The organism is Shewanella donghaensis, from assembly GCF_007567505.1.
In the GTDB taxonomy this organism is placed as follows: Bacteria; Pseudomonadota; Gammaproteobacteria; order Enterobacterales; family Shewanellaceae; genus Shewanella; species Shewanella donghaensis.
Genome location: NZ_CP041783.1, coordinates 4,820,532 through 4,844,234 on the forward strand (window position 1 = coordinate 4,820,532; position 23,703 = coordinate 4,844,234).

The window sequence follows — 23,703 nt, forward strand, 5'->3', positions numbered from 1 at the left end:
TCTATAGAAAATGACGTGAGAGAAAGATAGAAAAGTAAGCCCAGGTCGATTAGCTCAGCTGGGAGAGCACCTCCCTTACAAGGAGGGGGTCATTGGTTCGAGCCCAATATCGACCACCATTTTCTTCTATAGAAAATGACGTGAGAGAAAGATAGAAAAGTAAGCCCAGGTCGATTAGCTCAGCTGGGAGAGCACCTCCCTTACAAGGAGGGGGTCATTGGTTCGAGCCCAATATCGACCACCATATTTCCTCGTTTTATACTTTCAAAAAACCTCAAAACCTCAAAACCTCAAAACCTCAGTTAACACGCTAATTCAACATCTTCATTTCACATTTCTAAATAAACATTGCTTATACTTGTGAACATTTCCTATGTGTCTTGATTAATCTCACTATAAAAGCCAACAGTTCCTAAAATTACTTGTTAGAAAGACATAAAAAACGCCCAGTTTTGATAGTCATCAAAATGAGCGTCTTAATAACAGTTACAACAGCTGTTGGAATAAACAGTGCGTTAACTATGGTTGACCCTTAATCAATCCCCAAGAACCCCCCTGTTTGATGAGACCAAAGCTGGGCGTATATTCCACCAAACTGAATCAATTCTTGATGACTTCCTTGTTCCACTATTTGCCCTTTATCGATAACAATCAGTCTGTCCATTGCTGCAATGGTTGATAATCGATGCGCAATAGCAATAACCGTTTTACCTTCCATTAGTTCATATAGACTTTCTTGGATGGCAGCTTCTACTTCAGAATCTAATGCAGAGGTTGCTTCATCTAAAAGTAAAATAGGGGCATTCTTTAACAATACGCGTGCAATCGCGATACGTTGTCTTTGGCCGCCAGAGAGTTTTACACCGCGTTCGCCGACTTGAGCATCTAATCCGGTATTGCCAAATGGATCGGATAAATCATTAATAAACTCTACCGCTTGGGCTTGTTCAATAGCAGCTTGAAGCTGTTGCTCTGAAGCATTTGGATCGCCATAGAGAATATTTTCACGAATCGAGCGATGCAGTAACGAGGTATCTTGCGTCACCATGCCAATCTTTGCACGTAACGAATCTTGGGTAACGTCAGTGATGATTTGATCATCAATACTAACATGACCTTTTTCAACATCGTGAAAGCGCATTAATAAGTTCACTAAGGTTGATTTACCCGCTCCAGAGCGACCCACTAAACCGACTTTTTCTCCGGCTTTGATGTTTAAATTTAGGTCGCTAATCACGCCAGATTTTTCACCATAATGAAAACTGACATCATTAAAATCAATCTTACCTTTACTGACAATAATATCCTTTGCGCCGGGTTTATCTTCAATCTCGATAGGCTTAGATAAGGTATTCATGCCATCGGTAACGGTACCAATATTCTCAAATAGTGAGCTTATCTCCCACATGATCCATTGGGACATACCATTTAGACGCAAGGCCAAGCTCACGGCAATGGCAATAGCACCAACGGTTATCGCGTTATCAGCCCATAACCAAATCGACACAGCAGTAATAGTAAATGCCAGCATGTAGTTAATGGTTTGCACCAATACATTGATGATAGTCACTAAACGCATTTGCCCATAAACAGTTTTAAGAAACCTCATCATGCTGTTTTGAGCATATTCGGCTTCTTGCTTTGTATGTGAGAACAACTTAACCGTGGCTATATTGGTGTAGCTGTCGACAATTCTACCAGTCATTGATGAGCGAGCATCAGCTTGCTCGGCAGAAATGGCTTTAAGTTTAGGCACAAGTTTCCACTGAATGGCGATATAAGCGAATAACCATACCAACATAGGTAACATTAAGCGCACGTCAGCACTGGCTATCATGACTAACATTGAAGTGAAATAGATGATGATGTACATCAATACATCTAATAGTTTCATCACTGTTTCACGCACAGCTAATGATGTTTGCATGACTTTAGTGGCTATTCGGCCTGCAAAGTCATCTTGATAAAATGAAATACTTTGCTTGAGTAAATATCGGTGTGCTTGCCACCTGATAGCCATTGGATAGTTACCCAGTAAAGTTTGATGCACTACAGCGGCATGCAGAGCGACTAGCAATGGAATGATTACCAGTACGGTGACAGACATGGCAATTAATGTAGTGCCTTCATCTTGCATCAATGTTTCAGGGTTTTTAGTGACTAGCCAGTCAACTAGTTTGCCCATAAAACCAAATAGTGACACTTCCAAAATGGCTAATGTAGCAGTCAAAATTGACATAATAATTAAGTGCTTTTCAAACCCGCGGGTGTAATGGCGGCAAAAAGCGTAAACGCCCTTAGGGGCTTGGGACGGCTCTTCTTGGGGCAAGGGGTTAGTTAGGGATTCAAAGAATTTAAACATCTATCTCTCAATTTCAGAAACATACAAGGGCAAGATAATTAAAGGATACCTTAACTAACCAATAACTTGTTAGTTAAGTGTTGGATCTCTGTCGTCAAATATTGTGAGCTAATGTTTAGGTTGATTAGGTATTAAGTTCCGTTTTCCGCTAGTGAGCTGAGTTAATATTGGTTAGAGTGACAACATCATTTTAGACGTTGCGAATTTGCAGCTTTAATTAAGGCCACAGACACTATGCAGATAAAATCACTCGAACTATTGGGTATTGCATCAGAGCCAGGCTCTGAACTCTGCAATATACCTGGTGATGTTTGCCGTCAAGCAAGGCTAAGTCGTGATGCTCGTTTTGATGGCCGTTTTTTTACCGGTGTTTTAACAACAGGCATTTATTGTCGTTCAATTTGCCCTGCAACTGCCCCTAAAGAGCAAAATGTCCGATACTTCGATTCTGCAATTAAAGCAGCTCAGGCAGGACTTAGGCCTTGTTTACGTTGCCGCCCAGACAGTGCACCGGATTCTAATGCATGGAAGGGGACTCAAACGAGTTTGCATCGCGCAATAAAGATGATTGATAACGGCTGTTTAACCGGTGAAAATGCCGAAACATTAACCTCATTATCACAGCGACTGGGTATTACTAGTCGTTACTTAAGCCAACTATTTAACAGCCAGTTAGGGACTTCGCCAAAGAAGTACGCCATATATCGTCAATTGATGTTTGCCAAGCAGCTTTTACATCAAACAAACTTACCCATAACTGATGTGGCATTGGCTGCAGGATTTAACAGCATCAGGCGATTTAATGAAGTTTTTATGGAACAATTACAATTGACTCCGACACAATTGAGACGAAATACCAGTAAGACTCATACTGACGATGATTCAGGAAATGGTATCAGTTTGTTGTTAGATTATAGGCCGCCGTTTAATTGGGCTAAGCAATGGGCTTTTTATAAGCTTAGATCCGTTGAAGGCATGGAGTGGCTTGATCAACACACACAATCCTATGGTCGAAGCTTTGAATTAACGATTGGACAGCAACAAGTGAGAGGCATTATTGATGTGCTGCCCGTTAAAGGGAAACATCAGTTATCACTGACGGTGCAGTTTGAGAAAACGGAGCACTTAAACCATCTACATTATGTTGTTCTGTTTGTGCGAAAGCTGTTCGATTTAGATGCTGATATGGAGGTTATTCATCAATCATTCACATCACTTGTCGCTATGGGGTTAACACCTACAGAAGGGTTAAGAATTCCTGCCACTGCATCGGTATTTGAAGCTGGATGCCGAGCGGTACTTGGTCAACAGGTTAGCGTGGTTCAAGCCAGCAAACTGCTTAATACACTGGTTAAACACTATGGTGAAACAATAACACTCGCTGGCCGTGAAATTATGTTTTTCCCGACACCTCAAGCAGTAGCTGATGCGGGTTTAGCAGAGTTTAAAATGCCAGGTTCACGAAAAGCGGCATTGAATTTACTTGGGCAGTTTGTGGCTGATAATCCCGATGCTGAACCTGATGCCTGGATAAGTGTGAAGGGGATTGGTCCTTGGACTATTGCATATGCTCGGATGCGAGGCCAAAGTGACCCCGATGTTTTTTTAAGTGGTGATTTAGTGATTAAAAATCGCTTGAAAGCTTTACGCCGTAAAAATGGGCTGACGGTTGAGGATACTAAAGAGTTCACCAACAAAGAGTATCAACAGTTTTGTGATGAAATCGCTAAGCAAGTGAGTCCATGGGGCAGCTATTTAACCTTTCAATTATGGAATAATGATGAAAATTAATAATCAAAAACCAATTTATCAGCAAATCGAACTCAGCCCTGTTGGTTATTTGAAACTTCAAGCTTCAAAGCTAGGCCTGACACACTTGCAAGTGATCAATGACGTTGATGCCGATAGCATTAACGACACTCACGACGCTAGTGCTAGCTCAATCACGCAAGCTAAAAAGCATGTACAGCAAGCCATCACTGAGCTAAATGAGTACTTTGCTGGCAAGCGCCAACATTTTGAAGTCACACTGGCGGCAACGGGGACGGTTTTCCAACATGAAGTTTGGCAAGCGCTAAGGGAGCTTCCATTTGGCGAAGTATGTAGTTATGGGGATATAGCCAATAACATTAATCGACCCAAAGCCGTTCGAGCTGTTGGTGCTGCAAACGGCGCTAACCCCATAGCGATTATCGTGCCGTGTCATCGGGTTATTGGTAAAAATGGCACTTTAACGGGTTATGCTTATGGCTTAAAAATGAAACAGGATTTGTTATCTCTAGAGTCGAGTGACTCTTAATCTTAGTATAGAACCACAGGCTAAAAGTTTTAATGTGATTTATATCGGGCTACGATTAAGCATCGTGGTAACGATCATATTAAGGGTTATATGAAGGAGAATACCAAGGGTTATAGAAGCTTAACTGAGAAGATGTTTGTACTTATTTGTTAATAAGTATAGTAATTAACCATTGCTTGCTCTATTTCGCTAACTTAAGCGTGATAAATACGCTAAAATAGCTGGCTATACCTTATTTTGAGCGCCTTAAATTAATGACCTCTGCTACTGATCGCAAAGATGATACTGAAACGAGCCTAAATGCTGAAACTACTTCAGCTGTGCAAGCTGAAGCTAATAACGTTAGTTTCACTGAAATGGGCCTAATCTCGCCATTATTAGCGCGGTTAACTGAACTTGAATATCTCACTCCCACGCCTATTCAAGCACAAGCTATTCCTCATGTATTAGCGGGTAAAGATTTACTTGCTGGCGCGAACACCGGTTCAGGTAAAACAGCTGCATTTGCATTACCTATTTTACAGCAGTTAAGTCAGTCTGGCGCTTCTTCAAAAGACAAAGGTAACTATGTTTCAGCATTAGTGTTAGTGCCTACTCGTGAGCTTGCAAAACAAGTTGCCGATAGCGTTAAATCTTATGCGGTTCATTTTAATGGTGCGATTAAAACGGTTGCCGTGTTTGGTGGTGTGTCTGCCAATACGCAAATGCTTGCCCTTCGTGGTGGCGCAGATGTGTTAGTTGCAACACCTGGTCGATTATTAGATTTGATTTCAAGCAATGCGATTAAACTCGATAAGGTGAAAACCTTAGTACTCGATGAAGCCGACCGAATGTTAAGCCTTGGTTTTACTGATGAACTCGCATCAATTTTAAAACTAATGCCTGAGAAAAAACAAAAACTGTTATTTTCAGCCACCTTCCCTGAAGGCGTTCGCGTACTGACTGAGAGCTTATTAACTAATCCGGTAGAGATCCAGTTACAAAGTGCTGATGAAAGTACCTTAGTCCAACGTGCTTTTACGGTAAATCGTGAAAGCAAAACGGCATTATTAGCTCATCTCATTAAAGAGCATAAATGGCGCCAAGCATTGATATTTGTTAATGCTAAAAATAGCTGTCGTCATTTAGCTGAAAAACTGTCAAAACGCGGTATTACCGCTGAAGTTTTCCACGGCGATAAAGCGCAGGGCGCACGTAATCGTGTGCTTGATGGCTTTAAATCGGGCGATATTGAAGTGTTAATTGCAACTGATATCGCAGCACGTGGTCTTGATATTGAAAAGCTGCCAGTTGTTATCAATTTTGATTTACCAAGAAGCCCTGCTGACTACATGCACCGTATTGGTCGGAGTGGTCGTGCCGGTGAAGTTGGTTTAGCAATAACGCTACTTGCCCATGCTGATTATCATCATTTTAGAGTTATTGAGAAAAAGAATGCTCTGCGTTTAGAACGCGAACAAGTTGTCGGTTTTGAAGCTGATGAGCAAATGCCTGATGATTTACTTGAGCTAGATAAACCGATGGCAAGACCTGAAGGCACCGGCAAGAAAAAACGTAAAAACAAGCCTGCGGTCAATGTTGAATTTTGGGCTCATGCCACAAAACCTGATCTTGAATAAACTTAGGCCAAACTAGAGCCAAAACAACATCATTCCTGAATTGAGAAGAGTACTAACGATTTTATGAAGCAGTTATTTTGGTTAGTCGAAGGGGTCATTGCTGGTCGCAGTGGCCCGAATAAAGATCCTTGGAATTTAGCAGAATTAAAAGCCGAGGGCATTGGCGCAATCCTGTCTGTTAATGATGGTGATGACGTCGATGATCAAGCGATTGAAGCGTTAGGGCTTAAATACTGCTGCACTCCGTTTTCTAAAAATATTCCACCCCAAGAGGGTGATGAGGCCATTTGTGTAAAGCAAATGCCCAAAGCGTTAGCCTTTATCCGACAGTGTGAAGCACAACATCTTCCGGTATTAATTCATTGTCGTTCTGGTAAAGACAGAACGGGTATCATGATGGCGTACTATCTCTTAGACAATGGCGCAGCGCCGGTTCACGCCGTCAGTCAAGTGAGAAATGTAAGGGATATTGCTTTTAGCTCAGAAGGTTGGGATCAATTCGTGTTTGATGTCTTGTATGCACTGCAAGATTAAACCATAGTAAGATTGTTCGGCGATTGTAAATTATTAGATAACAACAGAAAGGAAGCAAAACATGGCCAAAACGAATTATTTATTTTTAGTTTGTTGCGTGTTTTACTTTTTTTTATCTGGTTGCGCCAATAACGCTCAGTTTGAGCCTTTAACAAAAGAATATAAGCTGTCTCCTCCTACGGATTCGTCTCTTGCTCAATATATTGACTCCCAAATTCAACTCCAACAACAAGTTTCCCCTAAAGTAGCTACAGCTTACAACTCTCAACAGCAAGTAACGGGTGTTAAAACACTCGCTGATGGCGTTGATGCATTTGTAGCAAGACTTGCGATGATTGAAGCCGCGACCAAAAGTATTGATTTGCAGTATTACATATACCGAAATGATGAAACGGGAAAAATTCTCAGTTTGTTTTTGTATAAAGCGGCAGAAAGAGGGGTAAGAGTACGAATCCTATTGGATGATTTAACCACTGTAAATGGCGATGAAGGTTTATTGGCTATCGCAAATCATCCTAATATTGACGTACGGTTATTTAACCCGTCGTTTGAGCGTCACTATCGAGGTATGGCATTTCTATGGGACTTTAACCGCTTAAACCACCGCATGCATAACAAATCACTGACTATCGATAACCTTGTGACCGTAGTGGGTGGGCGCAATATCGGTGCTGAGTATTTCTCAGCTAATGAAGATGTTGAATTTGGTGATTTTGACTTATTGGCTATTGGCGCGGCGGTTGATCAAGTTTCTGACCAATTTGATATTTACTGGAATTCAGAGCAAGTTCAAAGCATAGAGCAATTAGTTGACCCAAATGATGTAAATTTTGATTTAACGTCTTTGAAAAGCAAAGCTGTCAGCTTTGAATCGACCTTAGCAACCAACGATTATGTAAAACGTCTGGAAAATAGCCCTCTCCTTGATCGATTAAAAAGTAAATCTCTTGATTGGTATTGGGGGGAAGGGCTTGTTGTTTATGATCCTCCCAATAAATTGGAAAAACCAGATGGCACTGTTCTGCTAGACGATTTGAGTTACTTTTTTGAGCAAGCTCAAGATAAGCTATTGATTGTGTCACCCTATTTTGTCCCCGGTGACAATGCTACAAACGCGTTCATAGACGCGGTTAAGCAGGGTAAAAAAATCACCATTATAACTAACAGTTTAGCGGCAACCGATGTGCTCGCAGTTCATGCAGGATATCAACAGTACCGACAGAAATTGATTGAGGGTGGCGTTAAAATCTATGAAGTTAAAGATGACCCTTCGGTAAAAAAATCCAGCTGGAAAGGAAGTAGTCGTACAAGCTTACACGCTAAAACTTTCATCATCGATGAAAAAGCGATCTTTGTTGGCTCCTTTAATTTCGATCCTCGTTCAGCTTTTATCAATACTGAAATGGGTCTTATTTTCCATAATCAACAACTTGCAAAAAGTATCCTTAAGAGCTTAGACGATTCAGGTTTTAATAAGGCCTACGAAGTTGTGTTTAAAGATGGCGAACTGGTTTGGCTCGATCATCTTCATAATAAAACCATTTATGCAGAACCTGGAGCTGGTTTTTGGCGTAAGTTTTTTGCGGACTTCTTGTCACTATTGCCTATAGAGTCACAACTATAACAATCCTAATAGAAAATTAACTCATTGAGTTTGCTATGTCTAAATTGCTATGTTTAACTTTATATAACATTTCTTTTATGGGGATCAAATGAAGAGTAAAGCAAGTCAATCTCAGGGATTGTTACTGTTTAATATTTCTCATACTCAACAGTTTGCTTTGGGTACTTTAAAGATACGTGAACTAGTCCCTTACACTCGTTTATCAAGTATTCCTCAATCTCATCCTTCTATATTAGGTGCCGCCACTATCCGTGGAACCACTTTAGCTGTTATTGATATGGCTGCATCTATCGGTTTCAAGCCTATTGACCCTGAGGAATATGAAAACTGTAATATAATCATCACAGATTGCCAGAGGATGATTATTGGTTTTTTAGTTAAAGGTATCGATAAAATCGTGGAATGTAATTGGCGAGATATTGAAGCGCCATCATCCAACTTAGGTCATGACGTTTTCCTGACCGGGGTTACTCGTATTGACGATAAGTTAGTGCAACTGCTTGACGTTGAACTACTCATGGCAAAAATATTCCCATACGACCCCCTTACTAACAGAGCTATTCTGACCGATGTTCAACGGGAAAAGTTAAAACCAATGAATATTTTATTGGTCGATGATTCTAAAGTCGCTCGTAAACAGCTTTCAGATGCATTGGATTTTATTAATATTCCGTATTCAGTCACTTCTGATGGACGAGATGCATTAAAGAAAATGCAGCAGGCGGCAGATAATAAACAAGCGATTGACATTTTGGTGAGTGATATTGAAATGCCCGGACTTGATGGTTATGAATTAGCGTTTGAAGTTAAAAATAATCCTCTGCTGGCGAATGCATATATTATTTTACACACGTCATTGTCGAGTGAGATTAGTGTTAGCCAAGCTAAGCAAGTCGGTGCTGATGAAGCGTTAACTAAATTTGATGCCCATGAGTTGATAGATGCGATGTTACGTGGAACCAAATAATGGCTTTTTTTAGTATTAATTTACTCCACACGTTACTGAGTTAATTTTCACCACATGTTGGCTTAATGTGGTTGGTTTGGATATACAGGGTAATATTAGCGCATCATTTTGCCACTAAACTAGACTTTAGGCATCCCATCCGATATATACCTATCAGAGCTTATTAAAAGCCACCAATACAGAGCTTAATAAAGCAATAAAATGAGTGCTTTAGAAAAGCCATAAATATAAGAATATAGGTCAAGCAATGAATCAAAATACATCTCTGTTAGCACGGGTAGCTAACGGTAGCCTAGTGCTACAAATTCTCGCCGGTATCGTCTTCGGTGTCCTCCTCGCAACTTTCTCAACTTCGGCAGCAGAGCAAGTATCCTTTTTAGGTGATTTGTTTGTTGGTGCGTTAAAAGCGGTGGCACCGATTTTGGTGTTCGTGCTGGTGGCATCATCAATCGCCAACCAAAAGAAAAATGCCCAAACGAACATGCGTCCGATTATCGGGATGTACTTGGTGGGGACTTTAGCTGCAGCGTTAACAGCTGTTCTATTCAGTTTTGCATTTCCAACAACATTAGTATTAGTTGGTGGCGTAGAAGGGTCTAACCCTCCTCAAGGGATTGCTGAGGTATTAAATACTTTATTGTTTAAGGTTGTCGATAACCCAATTAACGCATTATTAACCGGTAACTATATTGGTATTCTTGCATGGAGTATCGGTTTAGGTATTACCTTGCATCATGCAAATGAATCAACCAAGAAAGTGATGGCAGATTTAAGTGATGGTGTGACTAAAATCGTCCGTTTCGTTATTCGTTTTGCTCCGATCGGTATCTTCGGTTTAGTTTCTGGCACTATTGCTGCCACCGGTTTCGATGCGTTAGCGGGTTACGCACAGCTGTTAGCTGTATTAGTCGGCGCAATGCTGTTTATGGCATTAGTCGTTAACCCGATAATGGTTTACGTAAAAATTAAACGTAATCCTTATCCATTAGTACTGAAATGTTTACGTGAAAGTGGCGTTACAGCCTTCTTTACTCGTTCAAGTGCGGCAAATATTCCGGTTAACATGGCGTTATGCGAAGAGTTAAAATTGCATAAAGATACTTATTCAGTATCAATCCCATTAGGTGCAACCATCAATATGGGTGGCGCAGCTATTACCATTACAGTACTGACATTAGCAGCTGCACATACGTTAGGGATTCAAATTGATTTCTTAACCGCTGTGTTATTGAGTGTTGTTGCTGCTGTATCGGCTTGTGGTGCATCTGGCGTTGCTGGTGGTTCATTACTGCTTATCCCATTAGCTTGTAGCTTATTTGGCATATCAAACGATGTGGCGATGCAAGTTGTAGCGGTGGGCTTCATCATTGGTGTTATCCAAGATTCGGCTGAAACGGCGCTTAACAGCTCTACAGATGTGGTATTCACTGCTGCAGCTTGCGAAGCAGCAGAGAATAAAGCCAACAGCTAGTTGAATGAGTATTAGCTCGTTTCAATGTTTATAGTACTGGATTACAGGCTTGGATCTAGCTTTTAGCGAGTTAAGCATCATCGCCTATATCTTAATAAATTTGGACTATACCCTTAAATTCGAATTTGAAGAGTTACTCTCTTATTTGAGATAATAAAAAACCGACAATTAAGTCGGTTTTTTTGTGTCCGTATATTCGATTTAACGCGGCTTATCAAGCGATCAATATACGGCGTCTAGCAAAGTATTTTTAGCAAAAAGGGTGCTTGCTAAAAAAGGTACGTTGCTTTTGAGTGTACGGATGCGTAATAGTCAGCATTTGTGCGTGTAAGCTAAGACGCTTTTTCGCTTTTGCTGTAATGTCATCACCGTAAAAGTTGTCACCAAGAATAACGTGGTTAAGTGCTAGCATATGCACACGTAATTGATGAGTACGACCAGTTTCAGGCATTAACCTAACTAAAGTATGGTTAGGAAAACGTTCAATCACTTCATAATGGGTAATGGCAGATTTACCTTGCTCAGATACCACTTGAAATGGTGGGTTTTCTTTGTCGCCAGCTAACGATAATTCAACCGTGCCGCTGTCTGTTTCAACATTGCCATCAACTTCTGCGATATAAACCTTTTTGGTTTTTCTATCTTGAAATTGTGTCTTAAGGTGTGATTCTGCTTTTTTGTTACGAGCAAAAACCATAATTCCTGAGGTATCACAATCTAAGCGATGCACCAAAATTGCTTCAGGATAGACCTTTTGTAAACGCGTAATGGCGCAATCATGGGTATTTGCAGCCTTGCCAGGATTAGCTAATAAACCTGCTGGTTTATTAATGACAATAATGTCGCGGTCTGTATATCGGATATCAAGCCAAGGGATACTTGGTGGTTGGTAGTCAAAAATTTGCATTTAATCGCATCAGTTTACAAAAAGTAGATGACTATTTTAGCAAATAAAAGCCTCAGCAGTAACGCATATCACTGCTAAAAATGAAATAGCGGCTAAACAGGCTATTTATGGGGGTATTTATTGAGATGATTTAAGGCAAATACTGCTCAGGGGTCTTACGACTGTAGATTCGGCTATAGGCCATTAACTGTGGATAAAAAGTACGAAAAGCAATTTCAATTTCTACATAAAGTTTATCAACATCGTTAATTGCAGTGTTGAATAACTCGGGTTTTGAAATTCGCTGGCTCACACCTTCAATGGCTTTATTTAACCCTTCTCTGGTTTGGTAGCTCATCAACCAATCTTGTTCGATGATTCTAGGGGCTATATCAACCAATTTTTGAGGAAGTTCATTAGTGTTTTCAAGACTATGATATGACTTTTGGGTAAATTCAGATAGCGACTGGTGATGATATTCCTCCCAATAGTAGGCTAGATAGTGATCAAATGTTAAATCAATAAGGATTGGGGCGACTCTTCGAGATGTTTTTGGGAATAATTTGACTAAATCAGTAATTATTTCATGTGAATCAGTAATTTGATCAATTTGACGATGTAGCCAAATACCTTGCTGTAAATGCTTTGGGAAGTGTTTTATATCGCCTTTGGCAAAATCACCAGCAAGATTGGCTGCTAAATCAGTTTTACTAATATCAGCTAGGTGTAAGTGAGCAAGAAAGTTCATATTTTGTACTTTTATTTTTGAGGAAATACCGTATGATGCTAAATTACGCATATGAAAATTTAGCGACAACTGACTGTAAGTTTTATCATATAGATTTCTCTTCAAAAGTCATGGGTATTATTTTCAAAGGATGTTGCGGAAAAATTTCGATTACCTCTCGAGTAGTACAGTAAAGGATCAAGGATGATGAAAAACTGGATAATGTCGGTCTTAGGACAGCAATCTAGCCAAAAAAGAAAAAAGGTTGAATTTGATCTTAGGTTTGAAACTCAATCTTTTAAACCAGGGCAAGATTCAGTTTCTGCAGACGATGATTCTTTATTGACAATTGTTGATGACAACAAAAGTACCAGCCAATTTAAACCTCCAAATTCAAAATAATGTCGTAATAATCATGATGAGTGATTGTTAACCGAACACTATTTATTGCTCGATACTTGATATTAGCGGCTGCTAGCCATAGACTAGCGGCCGTTTTTATTGGCTAAATAAAGAGTATCAAAAAATGCGCGTAGCAGACTTTTCTTTTGAATTACCAGATGAGCTTATTGCTCGATATCCGATGGCGGAGCGAAATGCCTCACGTTTATTAACGCTAGATGGTAATTCTGGTGAGTTAGCAGATAAGCAATTCACCGATGTCCTTTCAAAAGTGAATAGCGGCGATTTGATGGTCTTTAATAATACCCGCGTTATTCCTGCACGTTTATTCGGCCAGAAAGAGAGCGGCGGCAAGTTAGAAATGTTGGTTGAGAGAATGCTTGATGACAAGCGTATTTTGGCCCATGTTCGTTGCTCAAAATCCCCAAAAGTTGATTCAATCGTCATTGTTGACGGTGGCTATAAAATGAAAATGTTAGCCCGACATGACACTTTATTTGAGCTAGGCCTTGAAGACGATAAAACTATCTTAGAAGTGCTAGAAGAGGTTGGCCATATGCCTTTACCTCCTTACATTGACCGTCCGGATGAAGATACAGATAAAGAGCGTTATCAAACGGTTTATAACCAAACACCCGGCGCAGTAGCAGCTCCTACAGCAGGTTTGCACTTTGATGATGCCATGCTTGCTGCGTTAAAAGACAAAGGCGTCAATATTGCTTTTGTAACCTTGCATGTAGGTGCTGGAACATTCCAACCAGTGCGAGTTGATACCATTGATGAACATGTGATGCATTCTGAGTGGGCTGAAGTGAGCCAAGGAGTGGTCGATTTAATTGCAAAAACGAAAGAAGCAGGTAAACGTGTTGTTGCTGTAGGAACGACATCAGTTCGTTCTTTAGAAAGTGCCGCTAAAGCCAGTGGCGATAATCCACTATCAGCATTCAAAGGCGATACAGATATCTTTATTTATCCTGGATATCAGTTCAAAGTCATCGATGCCATGGTGACCAATTTTCATTTACCAGAATCGACTTTGATAATGTTAATTAGTGCATTTTCTGGTTTTGATAATGTGATCAATGCCTATCAACACGCAATAAAGCAAAAATACCGCTTTTTTAGCTATGGCGATGCCATGTTTTTAACGAAAAAAGCCCCGTAACGATTGATTTTGATCTAAAATACCCGCCCACAGAGGTGGGTATTTTTTTGGGTTTATTTTGTGACCTCACTTGAAGTTACGACATATGCCCTCATGTCTAATGAAACAACAGCGAGTCAGACTGTTTATCTGGCAAGGTGATTTATGAAATTTGAACTAGATACAACAGACGGTCGCGCACGTCGCGGTCGTTTAATTTTTGAGCGTGGCACAGTTGAAACGCCAGCATTTATGCCAGTAGGTACCTACGGTACCGTGAAAGGTATGACACCTGAAGAAGTTCGCGCTACTGGTGCTGATATTCTTTTAGGTAATACCTTCCATTTATGGCTTCGCCCTGGTGAAGAAATCATGCGTAAACATGGTGATCTTCATGACTTCATGAATTGGCAGCGTCCAATTTTGACTGACTCAGGTGGATTCCAAGTATTTAGCTTGGGTGATATTCGTAAAATCACCGAAGAAGGCGTGCATTTCCGTTCACCTATCAATGGCGAGAAAATTTTCTTAGACCCTGAAAAGTCTATGCAAATTCAAGATTCATTAGGCAGTGATGTGGTAATGATTTTTGACGAATGTACGCCATACCCAGCAACACATGATGAAGCACGTAAATCGATGCAAATGTCATTGCGTTGGGCGCAGCGTTCACGTGATGAATTCAATCGTTTAGAAAATCCGAACTCGCTATTCGGTATTATTCAAGGCGGTGTATATGAAGATTTACGTGATGAAAGTATTAAAGGACTAACTGACATCGGTTTTGATGGCTATGCCGTTGGTGGTTTAGCTGTGGGGGAACCGAAAGAAGATATGCACCGCATTTTAGAGCATGTTTGTCCTCAGATCCCTGAAGACAAGCCTCGTTATTTAATGGGTGTAGGTAAGCCAGAAGATTTAGTTGAAGGCGTACGTCGCGGTGTAGATATGTTTGACTGTGTTATGCCAACGCGTAACGCACGTAATGGTCATTTATTTACTTCTGAAGGTGTGGTTAAGATTCGTAATGCTCGTCATCGCGATGATACCGCTACCCTTGATGAAAGTTGTGATTGTTATACTTGTAAAAACTACACTCGTTCGTATTTATATCATCTAGATCGCTGTAATGAGATCTTAGGTGCTCGTTTAAACACCATTCACAACCTACGTTACTATCAAATGTTGATGGAAGGTTTGCGTGGTGCAATTCAGACGGGTACATTAGACGCCTTCGTCACAGAGTTTTACACCAAACTGGGTCGAGAAGTACCAGAGGTCCCAGCAGTAACAAAGTTAGTTGACTGATTTTTTTTAATAAAATAAAAAGAGAGTAATATGTTAATTTCAAATGCATACGCAAACGCAGCAGGCGCTCCTCAAGGTGGTGGCACTATGGAACTGATTTTCATGCTAGTTATTTTTGGCTTGATTTTCTACTTCATGATTTTCCGCCCACAGTCTAAGCGTGTTAAAGAGCACAAAAACCTTATGACTGCATTAGGCAAAGGTGATGAAGTGCTAACAAGCGGCGGCATTTTAGGCAAGATTGCTAAAATCAGTGAAGAAAGTGATTACGTTTTATTGACTATCAATGAAACCAGCCAAATCACGATTAAAAAGGACTATATTGCAGCGGTATTGCCTAAAGGCTCTATCCAGTCGTTGTAAGCCAAGAGGGCTCATGTGTGTTAAATAAATACCCAATGTGGAAAAACATCATGGTGATGATTATCGTCGCCGTTGGTGCTTTTTATGCAACTCCTAACCTATTTGGTGAGGATCATGCGGTACAAGTCGTAGCGACTCGTGGCGCTGAAGTGACAACTTCAACTCTATCGACAGTAAATGGATTACTCGAAAGTAAAGGCATTGCGGTAAAGCGCGCTGAGCTCGAAGATGGTCAATTACTGGTTCGTGTTCAAAATTCTGATCAGCAATTACTTGCTAAAGAAGCCATTGCTGAAGCTCTAGGTGAAAAATATACCGTAGCGTTAAATTTAGCGCCTGCGACACCTGAGTGGCTTGAAGCCCTTGGTGGTTCACCAATGAAGTTCGGTCTGGATTTACGCGGCGGTGTGCATTTCTTAATGGAAGTGGACATGGGTGAAGCGATTCGCAAGATGGAAGAAGCTAAAATTGCTGATTTCAGAACGCAATTACGTGAAGAAAAAATTCGTTACGCAGGTGTTCGTAAAACACCTAAAGGTCTCGAAATTAAATTCCGTGATGCGGAAAATTTAGCAAAAGCTGAACGCTTCCTTAAGTCTCGCAGTAACGAAATGGTGTTTAATGATGGTAGTAGTGGCGATAATTTCGCTTTGTACGCCACCATGAGTGAAAGTTACCTTACGCAAATTAAGGAAGAAGCACTTCAGCAAAACATCACCACTATTCGTAACCGTGTAAATGAACTTGGTGTTTCTGAGCCTGTGGTACAACGTCAAGGTGCAGAGCGTATCATTGTCGAACTACCAGGTGTACAAGATACCGCTCGTGCTAAAGAAATTTTAGGTGCTACAGCATCGATTGAATTTCGAATGGTTGATGAAAAGACTGACCTTAGTGCAGCAGCCAATGGTCGAGTTCCTGCTACTTCTGAAGTATTCCCTCGTCGTTCAGGCGGTATTACTGTCCTGAAAAAAGAAGTGATGTTAACTGGTGATCATATTACTGGTGCACAACCTTCTTTTGATGAATATAGCCGTCCACAAGTATCTATTAACTTAGATGCTAAAGGTGGCAATATCTTCTCTAACGTGACTAAAGACAACATTGGTAACCCAATGGCGACTTTATTTATTGAGTATAAGGATAGCGGTCTTCGCAATCCTGATGGCTCAGTGAAGATGACTAAAATTGAAGAAGTTATTTCGGTTGCGACGATTCAAGCACGCCTTGGTCGAAATTTCGTCATTAACGGACTGGATCACTCAGAAGCGCAAAGCCTAGCGTTACTACTTCGTGCAGGTGCGCTTATTGCGCCGGTAACGATTGTAGAAGAACGCACAATTGGTCCAAGTCTTGGTGCTGAAAACGTCCAGAACGGTATTCAAGCGATGATTTGGGGCTTGGCTGTTGTTGTTGTCTTCATGCTTATTTACTACCGAGCATTTGGCGTTATCGCAAACTTAGCGCTTACTGTTAACTTAGTGATGGTTGTTGGCGTGATGTCAATGTTATCTGCTGTACTAACCCTACCAGGTATTGCTGGTATGGTACTGACGGTAGGTATGGCGGTTGATGGTAACGTACTGATTTATGAGCGCATCCGTGAAGAGTTACTTGCTGGGCGAAGTGTTCAACAAGCGATTCATGAAGGTTACGCTAATGCATTTTCAACTATTGCTGATGCCAACATAACCACCTTTATGACAGCATTGATTTTATTCGCTGTTGGTACGGGTGCTGTTAAAGGCTTCGCAATTACTCTGATGATTGGTATCGCAACTTCAATGTTTACTTCTATCGTGGGAACGCGCGTTATCGTGAATCTCATGTGGGGCGGTAAAAAAGTTAAGAAGTTATCTATCTAAAGGAGAAGTTGACCATGTTACAAATTTTTTCAGTTAAGAAAACGCTCAACTTTTTGAAGCACGCAAAACCTATCAGTATTATGTCTATGATACTGGTCATTGCTTCTTTCGTATCTTTGGGAACACAAGGTATCAATTGGGGTCTTGATTTTACAGGCGGAACCGTAGTTGAACTAGAGTTCTCAAAGTCAGTTGATTTATTAGAACTTCGTGCAGAATATGATACTGATGCGGCCGATGGCGCAGTAGTACAGAACTTCGGTTCAAGTCGCGATGTACTAATTCGTTTACCGGTACGTGAAGAGCTTAAGAGTGATTTTCAAGTTGCGGCTATTATGCAGGGCGCACAAGCTATTGATGCCAATGTTATTCAAAAGCGTGTTGAATTCGTTGGACCTCAAGTGGGTAAGGAATTAGCAGAACAAGGCGGCTTAGCTGTTATTGTGGCGCTAATATGTATTCTTATCTACGTGTCGTTCCGCTTTGAATGGCGTTTAGCGATGGGCTCTGTTGCGGCTCTTTCCCATGATGTTATCGTTACTTTAGGTATCTTCTCTGTGCTTCAGTTAGAGTTCGACTTAACCGTATTAGCAGGTTTGCTTACGGTGGTCGGTTACTCATTGAATGATACGATTGTTGTTTATGACCGTATTCGAGAGAACTTCTTGAAAATGCGTAAAGGTGGTCCAATTGAAGTGGTTAACACTTCAATCACCCAAACAATGAGCCGTACCATCATTACAACTGCAACGACATTAGTGGTAGTTATTGCCTTGTTCCTTAAAGGCGGCAGCATGATCCACGGTTTCGCGACGGCGTTACTATGTGGTATTTTCGTCGGTACTTATTCATCAATTTACGTTGCAAGTTACTTAGCTATCAAGCTTGGTATTAATCGTGAACACATGATGCCAGTAGAGATTGAAAAAGAGGGTGCTGATCAGCCTCCAATGATGCCTTAACGCTAACTGAACCAGTAAAGCGTAAGTCAAAAAAGCCACTCAATTGAGTGGCTTTTTTATTAACTAAATATAGTTTTAGCCATAGATCTATCCGATTAAGCGGGTGGTAGTGATAATAAGTGTTGATGAACTTCAGGTTGAATTGCTGCAATAAACTGGCTATTCGCTGGATGGTTTATATCTAATGCAATCCAACCATCAGTCGACATTTGTTCAAGCTGATTAAACTGAGTGTCAGTGGTGGAATTTGTGTGCCATTGACCTGAGGCTTTAATAATTCCAAATTGGGTATGTAGACGTGTGATAGTGAAAGGTGTCATAAATTACTCAACTCCATTTCATATTGAGCTTGGCCTTTTTCACCAGAAGTAAATGTTCCTTTTCCTGAGATACTATCTAACTCTCCTTGGCCTGAATTGGGAACAATAATGTATTCGCTGCTTGCTATACCATTTTCGAACTTTCCGTTATGTTGTAGTACAAAGCTACCTGATTTTCCGTTAATACTGACTTCTACATTTTCATAACCACAAAATACAGCCAAGCCATCGGCGGTGTAGCACATAATATATTTCGGCTGACTCACTCCTTCAAGATCGCCTGAATACATTTGTGTGATACTTGCTGATGTTTGCTTTGCACCATCAGGATGTTCGATGTCTGTCGTTTCATCCCAATTTGTTATTTGAAATACACCAGATACTTGAAGCTTCATACGGATCTCCTTTTAGGGCTATCATGAGCATATATTGAGTATAAAGTTTAATCAATGCTCGACAGCAAGAACCATTTACAAGTAGGATGATTAAAAATTTGCCACCAGAGCAATGCAGTAGGAATAATAATGGAAGATAGAAAAGTGTTGTTAACAGGTGGGAACTTACTTCAAGCCCATACATGGAAAGGTTTACTCGAGACCAATGGTATATTGGTTGAATTGACTGGTGAAGCTTTGCTTGGCGGTGTTGGAGAACTTCCAGCTGAAATGCAAACAGTTGATCTTTGGGTTAATCAAAATCAGTTAGAACAAGCCCAATCAATTTTAGAATCTCATGATATGGACAGACCGCAATGGCAATGTGTGCAATGTCATGAAATGAATGAAGGTAGTTTTGAGTTATGTTGGCAATGTAGCTCTCCCCAAAGTACCAATCATAATTAAGCTTTCATTGTGATTAAAAGTACCTCTCAAGAAAAATGAGAGTACATCTCAGAATAAATCATTATCTTTGATAGTAAATAAGACTATGACAAACCAAGTAATTACTGGTTATAGTTGCGTTACTAAATTATTTCGTGAGTAATCCATGCAGTACTTTCCATTATTTGTGGATACACAAAATTTACAAGTGTTAATTGTAGGGGCGGGTGAAGTCGCTACTAGGAAACTTGATTTATTGGCTCGAACTGAAGCCAATATTGATATTATTGCCCCAGATATAGCCCAAGAAATTGAAGCCTACCATCAAAAAGGTCGTATTCGTCTCACTCGACGAGCAGTCGAAGCTGCCGATATTGCTGATTATGATGTGATCTATATGGCGACAGCCAATGAGCAGCTTAATAAAGACTTTGCTGTTTTAGCTACGCAAAAGGGTATTTGGGTCAATGTGGTAGATAACCCCAGTTTTTGCAGATTTATCACGCCATCAATTGTTGACCGAGGCCGTTTGGTCGTGGCGATTAGTACTGCTGGTGCAGCTCCGGTATTTGCCCGAACTATTCGCTCTCGCCTTGAAACTATCCTTCCCCAGTCATTGAGCCCTTTATTTGATTTCGTGGCCTCAAAGCGCTTAGAGGTACAAAGTAAGATAACTTCAGGTAAAGACAGGCGTTTATTTTGGGAGCGTTTCTTTAAACTCAATAGTGACCGGTTCGATAGTGTCACTGAAAGTCACTTTGAGGATTCATTTGGCAGTTTAACTGCAGATGGCGAAATTTTATTGTTAGATGAAAATGACAATGCGGAACTATTACCCATTGCAGCGATGCCATTGTTACAAAAAATTGAATGTATTTATCGTGATTCAGAACTAACACCTAACGGCTTAACCACAGATATTAATGAATTAATTAGGCGTGATGCCAGTCGTGAAGCGGTACCGTTATTAAGTGAGATCGCTGAAAAATATAATCATGGTGAGCGAATGCTAATCGTATTAGATACTGTCAAATTGAAAAAGTTTAAAGCCCATTTTCCTATGGCTAAACACCTACAAGTTGGTGCGTTATAATTTTATAAAAAGCATTAGATAGCGTTTATTAACTGATATAAACCCTAGAGTCAGCAAACTTATCTTAAACCGAGTTTCATACTGAAGTTAAACAGTATAGACTCGGTTTTTTTATTTGTTTGGAACTCTCATGGCGCCTAAAGCAACCGTCTATAAAGCTGCACTTCAAATTGCAGATATGGACAGAAATTATTATGCCGATCACCAGTTGACTATAGCGCAACATCCTTCTGAAACTGATAGCCGTATGATGGTTCGAATTTTAGCTTTTATCATGAATGCATCTGAGTCGCTGCAATTTAGTAAAGGGCTTTGTGTTGATGATGAACCTGAGCTTTGGGAAAAAAGTCTATCAGATGAAATTAATTTGTGGATTGAATTTGGCCAAGCTGATGAAAAATGGTTACGTAAAGCCTGTGGTCGCTCAAAGCAAGTTCAGTTAATTACTTATGCTGGCCGAAGTGTACCTATTTGGTGGAAGCAAAACGAGCAAGCGTTGCAACGTTATAAGAACTTATCAGTGTTTAATATTTCTGAAGAAAGCGTCACGGCAATGGAAGCTTTTGTCACCAGAAGTATGAAGTTACAAGTCAGCATTAGTGACGGCGAGATTTGGATTTCAGATGATTCCAATAGCTTGATGATTCAACCTGAACAGTTAAAATAATTTATTACGCTCAATTGAATAGGTATTAAACATTCATGCAAAGCGGTAGTTTGTCTAAATTAGGCTATAGTTTAAACGTTATATAGTCTACGTTTAGCTGATGTATCCATTATCAATTACTGCTATAACATTAGGTAGTAAGTTTTTAGCAAAAAGTTGATAGTGGCGATTAAATACCAAGAAGTCTTTATGACGCTATTGCGATATTTTTTTGATAAAATGTCGATAGAACTTCTGTAAGTAATTTAGTAAGAACTTCTATCATAATAGTATCTGAACTTCCTAAAACTAGACTTGATAACTCATTGTAATATTATGGTTTAGTCTATGAAGGAAGTGACAATGAAGACGCTAAATTTATATTCAGTAGAGAAAATAGATCAACTTGCACGCCCAGAAGTTTCTGAGCACATTAACATTTTCTCTTCTGCCTCTGCTGTATTTACTGATTTTACCAACCTTAAACCCTTAGTCATTAAATTGAATACTGCCGCTGTTGATGTTGAACATCTGATGAAGCAATCCCATGTTAGGCTCAAAATTGTGATTGATGAACAGGGGCACTTTATGGGGTTGGTTAGCTTGCAGATGCTCCATAGCCAAGAAATGCAAAAACACGTTGCTCAAGGGTTCCCCAGAGAGCAATTACTTCTCAGTGATTTCATGTTAACTAAGGATTCACTTAAAGCCATTGATTACAAAGAACTTCAAAACTCACGAATTTGTGATGTCATCGAAACCTTGAAAAACTCTCAGCATCAACATTGTTTAGTGATTGACGAGCAGGCGCATATCATCCGAGGTTTGATTTCTGCCAATGATATTGTACGGAAATTAAAGTTATCTATAGATGTCAATCTTAATCCCAGTTTTATGGTTATTGCAGATGATATCGATAAAGTGAAGGCGGCTAGTTAGTCATTGGAAATCACCGGATTATTAACCTGCTATATTTATGAAACTGAATTTGTTTCTAGTATTTAATCAATATACAGTGGAATAGATAAGGCACTGATAATACGGAGCATGGATGCAAATACGTAAGGCAACTATAGCGGATGCACAAACAGCGTTTGAAATTCGTAATCAAGCGATATGGACACAATGTAAAGGTCATTATGATGACGATGTATTAAGAGTCTGGACCGAAGGGGATTTACCTCAACAATTTGCAGATGTATTTGCGGCTACTGGTTATGTGGCAATAGCAGATGGCGATATTGCAGGTGTCGGCATGATAGATGTTGATACAGGTATGGTTGATGCCATGTTCGTTAGGCCAAGTGCATTTGGACAGGGATTAGGTCGGGCAATGTTACAACACTTAGAATCAATAGCGCGCGAGGCTGGGTGCAAAAAGTTAATTTTAGACGCCTCATTAAACGCGGTTATTTTTTATCGAACTTGTGGCTTTATTGGGGAAACTCAATCTATCTGGCACTCTCCAAGGGGGATCGATCTTGCTTGTGTGCCGATGGAAAAATCTTTGATGTAGATATAAATGCTTAACGGTTTTCAAATAAATACAAAAAAGCCTTACCGTTATTTTATAGTGAAGGTAAGGCTTGTTATGAGCTTTAATATGTTATTAGTAAATTAGCGTTTGTTTGTCGACAACATTTGGTATCCACCGCCGTTATAGGTTTGGGTAAACCCTGCCGCAACTAATTCATCGTTAGCTATCCCACTGCGACGCCCGCTACGACAATAAAGCACGATATTGGTGTCTTTTGCCATTTGCTGTTTTGTGAGCTCAGTTAATACCACTTCAAAGGGAATATTTACCGCCCCCTCAAGGTGACCTGCAGCGAATTCTTCAGCGGTTCTGACATCTAATATCAGCGCGCCATTGCTAATCTTTTCCCAAGCGATATCGGGGCTTTGATCTCGAGCGATGCTTAATTGGCTAAAGCTCAGTATTAACAAACTCAGGCATAAAAGACTCAGTCTTATAAAGTTCTGTTTAACAAAACTAGCATGAGTAAAGTTGTTGACCTGTAATTGCAGCACGGATAATTCCTTTTTATATTTTTAGTGTTTTCTATTGTCTAGTTATGTCGTTGGCAATTTCTGCTTCAGAACGAATACCGAGTTTCTTTAATACCATTGCTGCTGGGCAAAAACCAGTAAAAGCACTTTGAAATAGGTTTACGCCAACAAACAATGTGAGCCAGATAAAATTATGGCTGACTAGAGCAGTTAATGCCAAAGACAACATCACCATAAATCCTGCAAATGCCATAATACTTTTTTCTAAAGACATGGGTAA

The 23,703-nt window shown here is 40.1% G+C and carries 25 protein-coding genes and 2 tRNA genes; 20 read left to right on the forward strand and 7 right to left on the reverse strand.

Annotated elements, in window-relative coordinates; translation table 11 throughout:
- Positions 1–43: 43 nt before the first annotated feature.
- Together FPK91_RS20500 and FPK91_RS20505 are read left to right on the forward strand one after the other, a co-directional pair.
- A tRNA-Val gene (locus FPK91_RS20500) sits at positions 44–119 on the forward strand.
- Between the two features lie 49 nt (positions 120–168).
- Positions 169–244 (forward strand) — tRNA-Val (locus FPK91_RS20505).
- 288 nt (positions 245–532) lie between these two features.
- Here the strand turns inward: FPK91_RS20505 and FPK91_RS20510 are convergent.
- A complete protein-coding gene (locus FPK91_RS20510; RefSeq protein WP_144213887.1) occupies positions 533–2,362 on the reverse strand; it encodes an ABC transporter ATP-binding protein in 1,830 nt (609 codons plus the stop codon).
- Between the two features lie 234 nt (positions 2,363–2,596).
- On the opposite strand from FPK91_RS20510, the gene FPK91_RS20515 reads away from it, so the two are divergent.
- From FPK91_RS20515 to sstT, 7 genes are all read left to right on the forward strand, one after another.
- On the forward strand, positions 2,597–4,153 hold the full coding sequence (locus FPK91_RS20515; protein ID WP_144213889.1) for an Ada metal-binding domain-containing protein: 1,557 nt from the start codon (positions 2,597–2,599) through the stop codon (positions 4,151–4,153).
- The gene (locus FPK91_RS20520; RefSeq protein WP_144213891.1) at positions 4,140–4,661 is read left to right on the forward strand and encodes a methylated-DNA--[protein]-cysteine S-methyltransferase; all 522 of its coding nucleotides are present in this window, start codon (positions 4,140–4,142) and stop codon (positions 4,659–4,661) included. Before FPK91_RS20515 ends, FPK91_RS20520 begins: the two co-directional genes overlap by 14 nt.
- A 356-nt stretch (positions 4,662–5,017) precedes the next feature.
- Complete coding sequence (locus FPK91_RS20525) at positions 5,018–6,280, forward strand: DEAD/DEAH box helicase (RefSeq protein WP_227006785.1); 1,263 nt, start codon at positions 5,018–5,020, stop codon at positions 6,278–6,280.
- Positions 6,281–6,343: 63 nt separating this feature from the next.
- Positions 6,344–6,814, forward strand: coding sequence for a phosphatase domain-containing putative toxin (locus tag FPK91_RS20530; RefSeq protein ID WP_144213896.1), 471 nt, complete (start codon positions 6,344–6,346; stop codon positions 6,812–6,814).
- Between the two features lie 61 nt (positions 6,815–6,875).
- Positions 6,876–8,438, forward strand: a complete 1,563-nt coding sequence (locus FPK91_RS20535; protein ID WP_144213897.1) for a phospholipase D family protein — start codon at positions 6,876–6,878, stop codon at positions 8,436–8,438.
- Between the two features lie 88 nt (positions 8,439–8,526).
- The gene (locus FPK91_RS20540) at positions 8,527–9,405 is read left to right on the forward strand and encodes a chemotaxis protein CheV (RefSeq protein ID WP_144213899.1); all 879 of its coding nucleotides are present in this window, start codon (positions 8,527–8,529) and stop codon (positions 9,403–9,405) included.
- Positions 9,406–9,652: 247 nt separating this feature from the next.
- Complete coding sequence (gene sstT / locus FPK91_RS20545; RefSeq protein WP_144213901.1) at positions 9,653–10,876, forward strand: serine/threonine transporter SstT; 1,224 nt, start codon at positions 9,653–9,655, stop codon at positions 10,874–10,876.
- 250 nt (positions 10,877–11,126) lie between these two features.
- Here sstT and FPK91_RS20550 read toward each other — a convergent pair whose 3' ends face one another.
- Together FPK91_RS20550 and FPK91_RS20555 are read right to left on the reverse strand one after the other, a co-directional pair.
- Positions 11,127–11,783 (reverse strand): RluA family pseudouridine synthase, encoded by a 657-nt coding sequence (locus FPK91_RS20550; RefSeq protein ID WP_144213904.1) that lies wholly within the window; start codon positions 11,781–11,783, stop codon positions 11,127–11,129.
- Between the two features lie 130 nt (positions 11,784–11,913).
- On the reverse strand, positions 11,914–12,510 hold the full coding sequence (locus FPK91_RS20555; protein ID WP_144213906.1) for an acyl carrier protein phosphodiesterase: 597 nt from the start codon (positions 12,508–12,510) through the stop codon (positions 11,914–11,916).
- 183 nt (positions 12,511–12,693) lie between these two features.
- On the opposite strand from FPK91_RS20555, the gene FPK91_RS20560 reads away from it, so the two are divergent.
- The 6 genes from FPK91_RS20560 to secF all read left to right on the forward strand — a co-directional run bounded on the left by FPK91_RS20560 (position 12,694) and on the right by secF (position 18,533).
- A complete protein-coding gene (locus FPK91_RS20560) occupies positions 12,694–12,891 on the forward strand; it encodes a hypothetical protein (RefSeq protein WP_144213908.1) in 198 nt (65 codons plus the stop codon).
- Between the two features lie 124 nt (positions 12,892–13,015).
- Positions 13,016–14,056, forward strand: a complete 1,041-nt coding sequence (gene queA, locus FPK91_RS20565; protein ID WP_144213910.1) for a tRNA preQ1(34) S-adenosylmethionine ribosyltransferase-isomerase QueA — start codon at positions 13,016–13,018, stop codon at positions 14,054–14,056.
- A gap of 144 nt (positions 14,057–14,200) precedes the next feature.
- Positions 14,201–15,343 carry a tRNA guanosine(34) transglycosylase Tgt gene (gene tgt, locus FPK91_RS20570; RefSeq protein ID WP_144213912.1) on the forward strand — a complete coding sequence of 381 codons (1,143 nt, stop codon included), beginning with the start codon at positions 14,201–14,203 and terminating at the stop codon, positions 15,341–15,343.
- 30 nt (positions 15,344–15,373) lie between these two features.
- On the forward strand, positions 15,374–15,706 hold the full coding sequence (yajC, locus tag FPK91_RS20575; RefSeq protein ID WP_144213914.1) for a preprotein translocase subunit YajC: 333 nt from the start codon (positions 15,374–15,376) through the stop codon (positions 15,704–15,706).
- 17 nt (positions 15,707–15,723) lie between these two features.
- Positions 15,724–17,571 carry a protein translocase subunit SecD gene (secD, locus tag FPK91_RS20580; RefSeq protein ID WP_144213916.1) on the forward strand — a complete coding sequence of 616 codons (1,848 nt, stop codon included), beginning with the start codon at positions 15,724–15,726 and terminating at the stop codon, positions 17,569–17,571.
- 14 nt (positions 17,572–17,585) lie between these two features.
- Entirely contained in the window at positions 17,586–18,533 is a 948-nt protein-coding gene (gene secF, locus FPK91_RS20585) for a protein translocase subunit SecF (RefSeq protein ID WP_144213918.1), read from the forward strand.
- Positions 18,534–18,628: 95 nt separating this feature from the next.
- On the opposite strand, the gene FPK91_RS20590 is transcribed toward secF, so the two are convergent.
- Both FPK91_RS20590 and FPK91_RS20595 read right to left on the reverse strand, forming a co-directional pair.
- Positions 18,629–18,853, reverse strand: coding sequence for a hypothetical protein (locus FPK91_RS20590; RefSeq protein WP_144213920.1), 225 nt, complete (start codon positions 18,851–18,853; stop codon positions 18,629–18,631).
- The gene (locus FPK91_RS20595; RefSeq protein WP_144213922.1) at positions 18,850–19,248 is read right to left on the reverse strand and encodes a DUF3224 domain-containing protein; all 399 of its coding nucleotides are present in this window, start codon (positions 19,246–19,248) and stop codon (positions 18,850–18,852) included. The genes FPK91_RS20590 and FPK91_RS20595 overlap by 4 nt, the downstream gene beginning before the upstream one ends.
- 129 nt (positions 19,249–19,377) lie before the next feature.
- On the opposite strand from FPK91_RS20595, the gene FPK91_RS20600 reads away from it, so the two are divergent.
- The 5 genes from FPK91_RS20600 (at position 19,378) to FPK91_RS20620 (ending at position 22,929) form a co-directional block, all read left to right on the forward strand.
- Complete coding sequence (locus tag FPK91_RS20600) at positions 19,378–19,695, forward strand: putative signal transducing protein (RefSeq protein WP_144213924.1); 318 nt, start codon at positions 19,378–19,380, stop codon at positions 19,693–19,695.
- Between the two features lie 145 nt (positions 19,696–19,840).
- Complete coding sequence (locus tag FPK91_RS20605; RefSeq protein ID WP_144213926.1) at positions 19,841–20,767, forward strand: precorrin-2 dehydrogenase/sirohydrochlorin ferrochelatase family protein; 927 nt, start codon at positions 19,841–19,843, stop codon at positions 20,765–20,767.
- Positions 20,768–20,897: 130 nt separating this feature from the next.
- Complete coding sequence (locus FPK91_RS20610) at positions 20,898–21,434, forward strand: YaeQ family protein (RefSeq protein ID WP_144213929.1); 537 nt, start codon at positions 20,898–20,900, stop codon at positions 21,432–21,434.
- A gap of 342 nt (positions 21,435–21,776) precedes the next feature.
- Entirely contained in the window at positions 21,777–22,352 is a 576-nt protein-coding gene (locus FPK91_RS20615) for a CBS domain-containing protein (protein WP_158638105.1), read from the forward strand.
- A gap of 112 nt (positions 22,353–22,464) precedes the next feature.
- Positions 22,465–22,929 (forward strand): GNAT family N-acetyltransferase, encoded by a 465-nt coding sequence (locus FPK91_RS20620; protein WP_144213933.1) that lies wholly within the window; start codon positions 22,465–22,467, stop codon positions 22,927–22,929.
- 101 nt (positions 22,930–23,030) lie between these two features.
- Here the strand turns inward: FPK91_RS20620 and FPK91_RS20625 are convergent, their stop codons facing one another.
- Together FPK91_RS20625 and FPK91_RS20630 are read right to left on the reverse strand one after the other, a co-directional pair.
- On the reverse strand, positions 23,031–23,441 hold the full coding sequence (locus FPK91_RS20625) for a rhodanese-like domain-containing protein (RefSeq protein ID WP_168926962.1): 411 nt from the start codon (positions 23,439–23,441) through the stop codon (positions 23,031–23,033).
- 34 nt (positions 23,442–23,475) lie between these two features.
- Positions 23,476–23,697, reverse strand: a complete 222-nt coding sequence (locus FPK91_RS20630; protein ID WP_144213935.1) for a YgaP family membrane protein — start codon at positions 23,695–23,697, stop codon at positions 23,476–23,478.
- Positions 23,698–23,703: the final 6 nt, after the last annotated feature.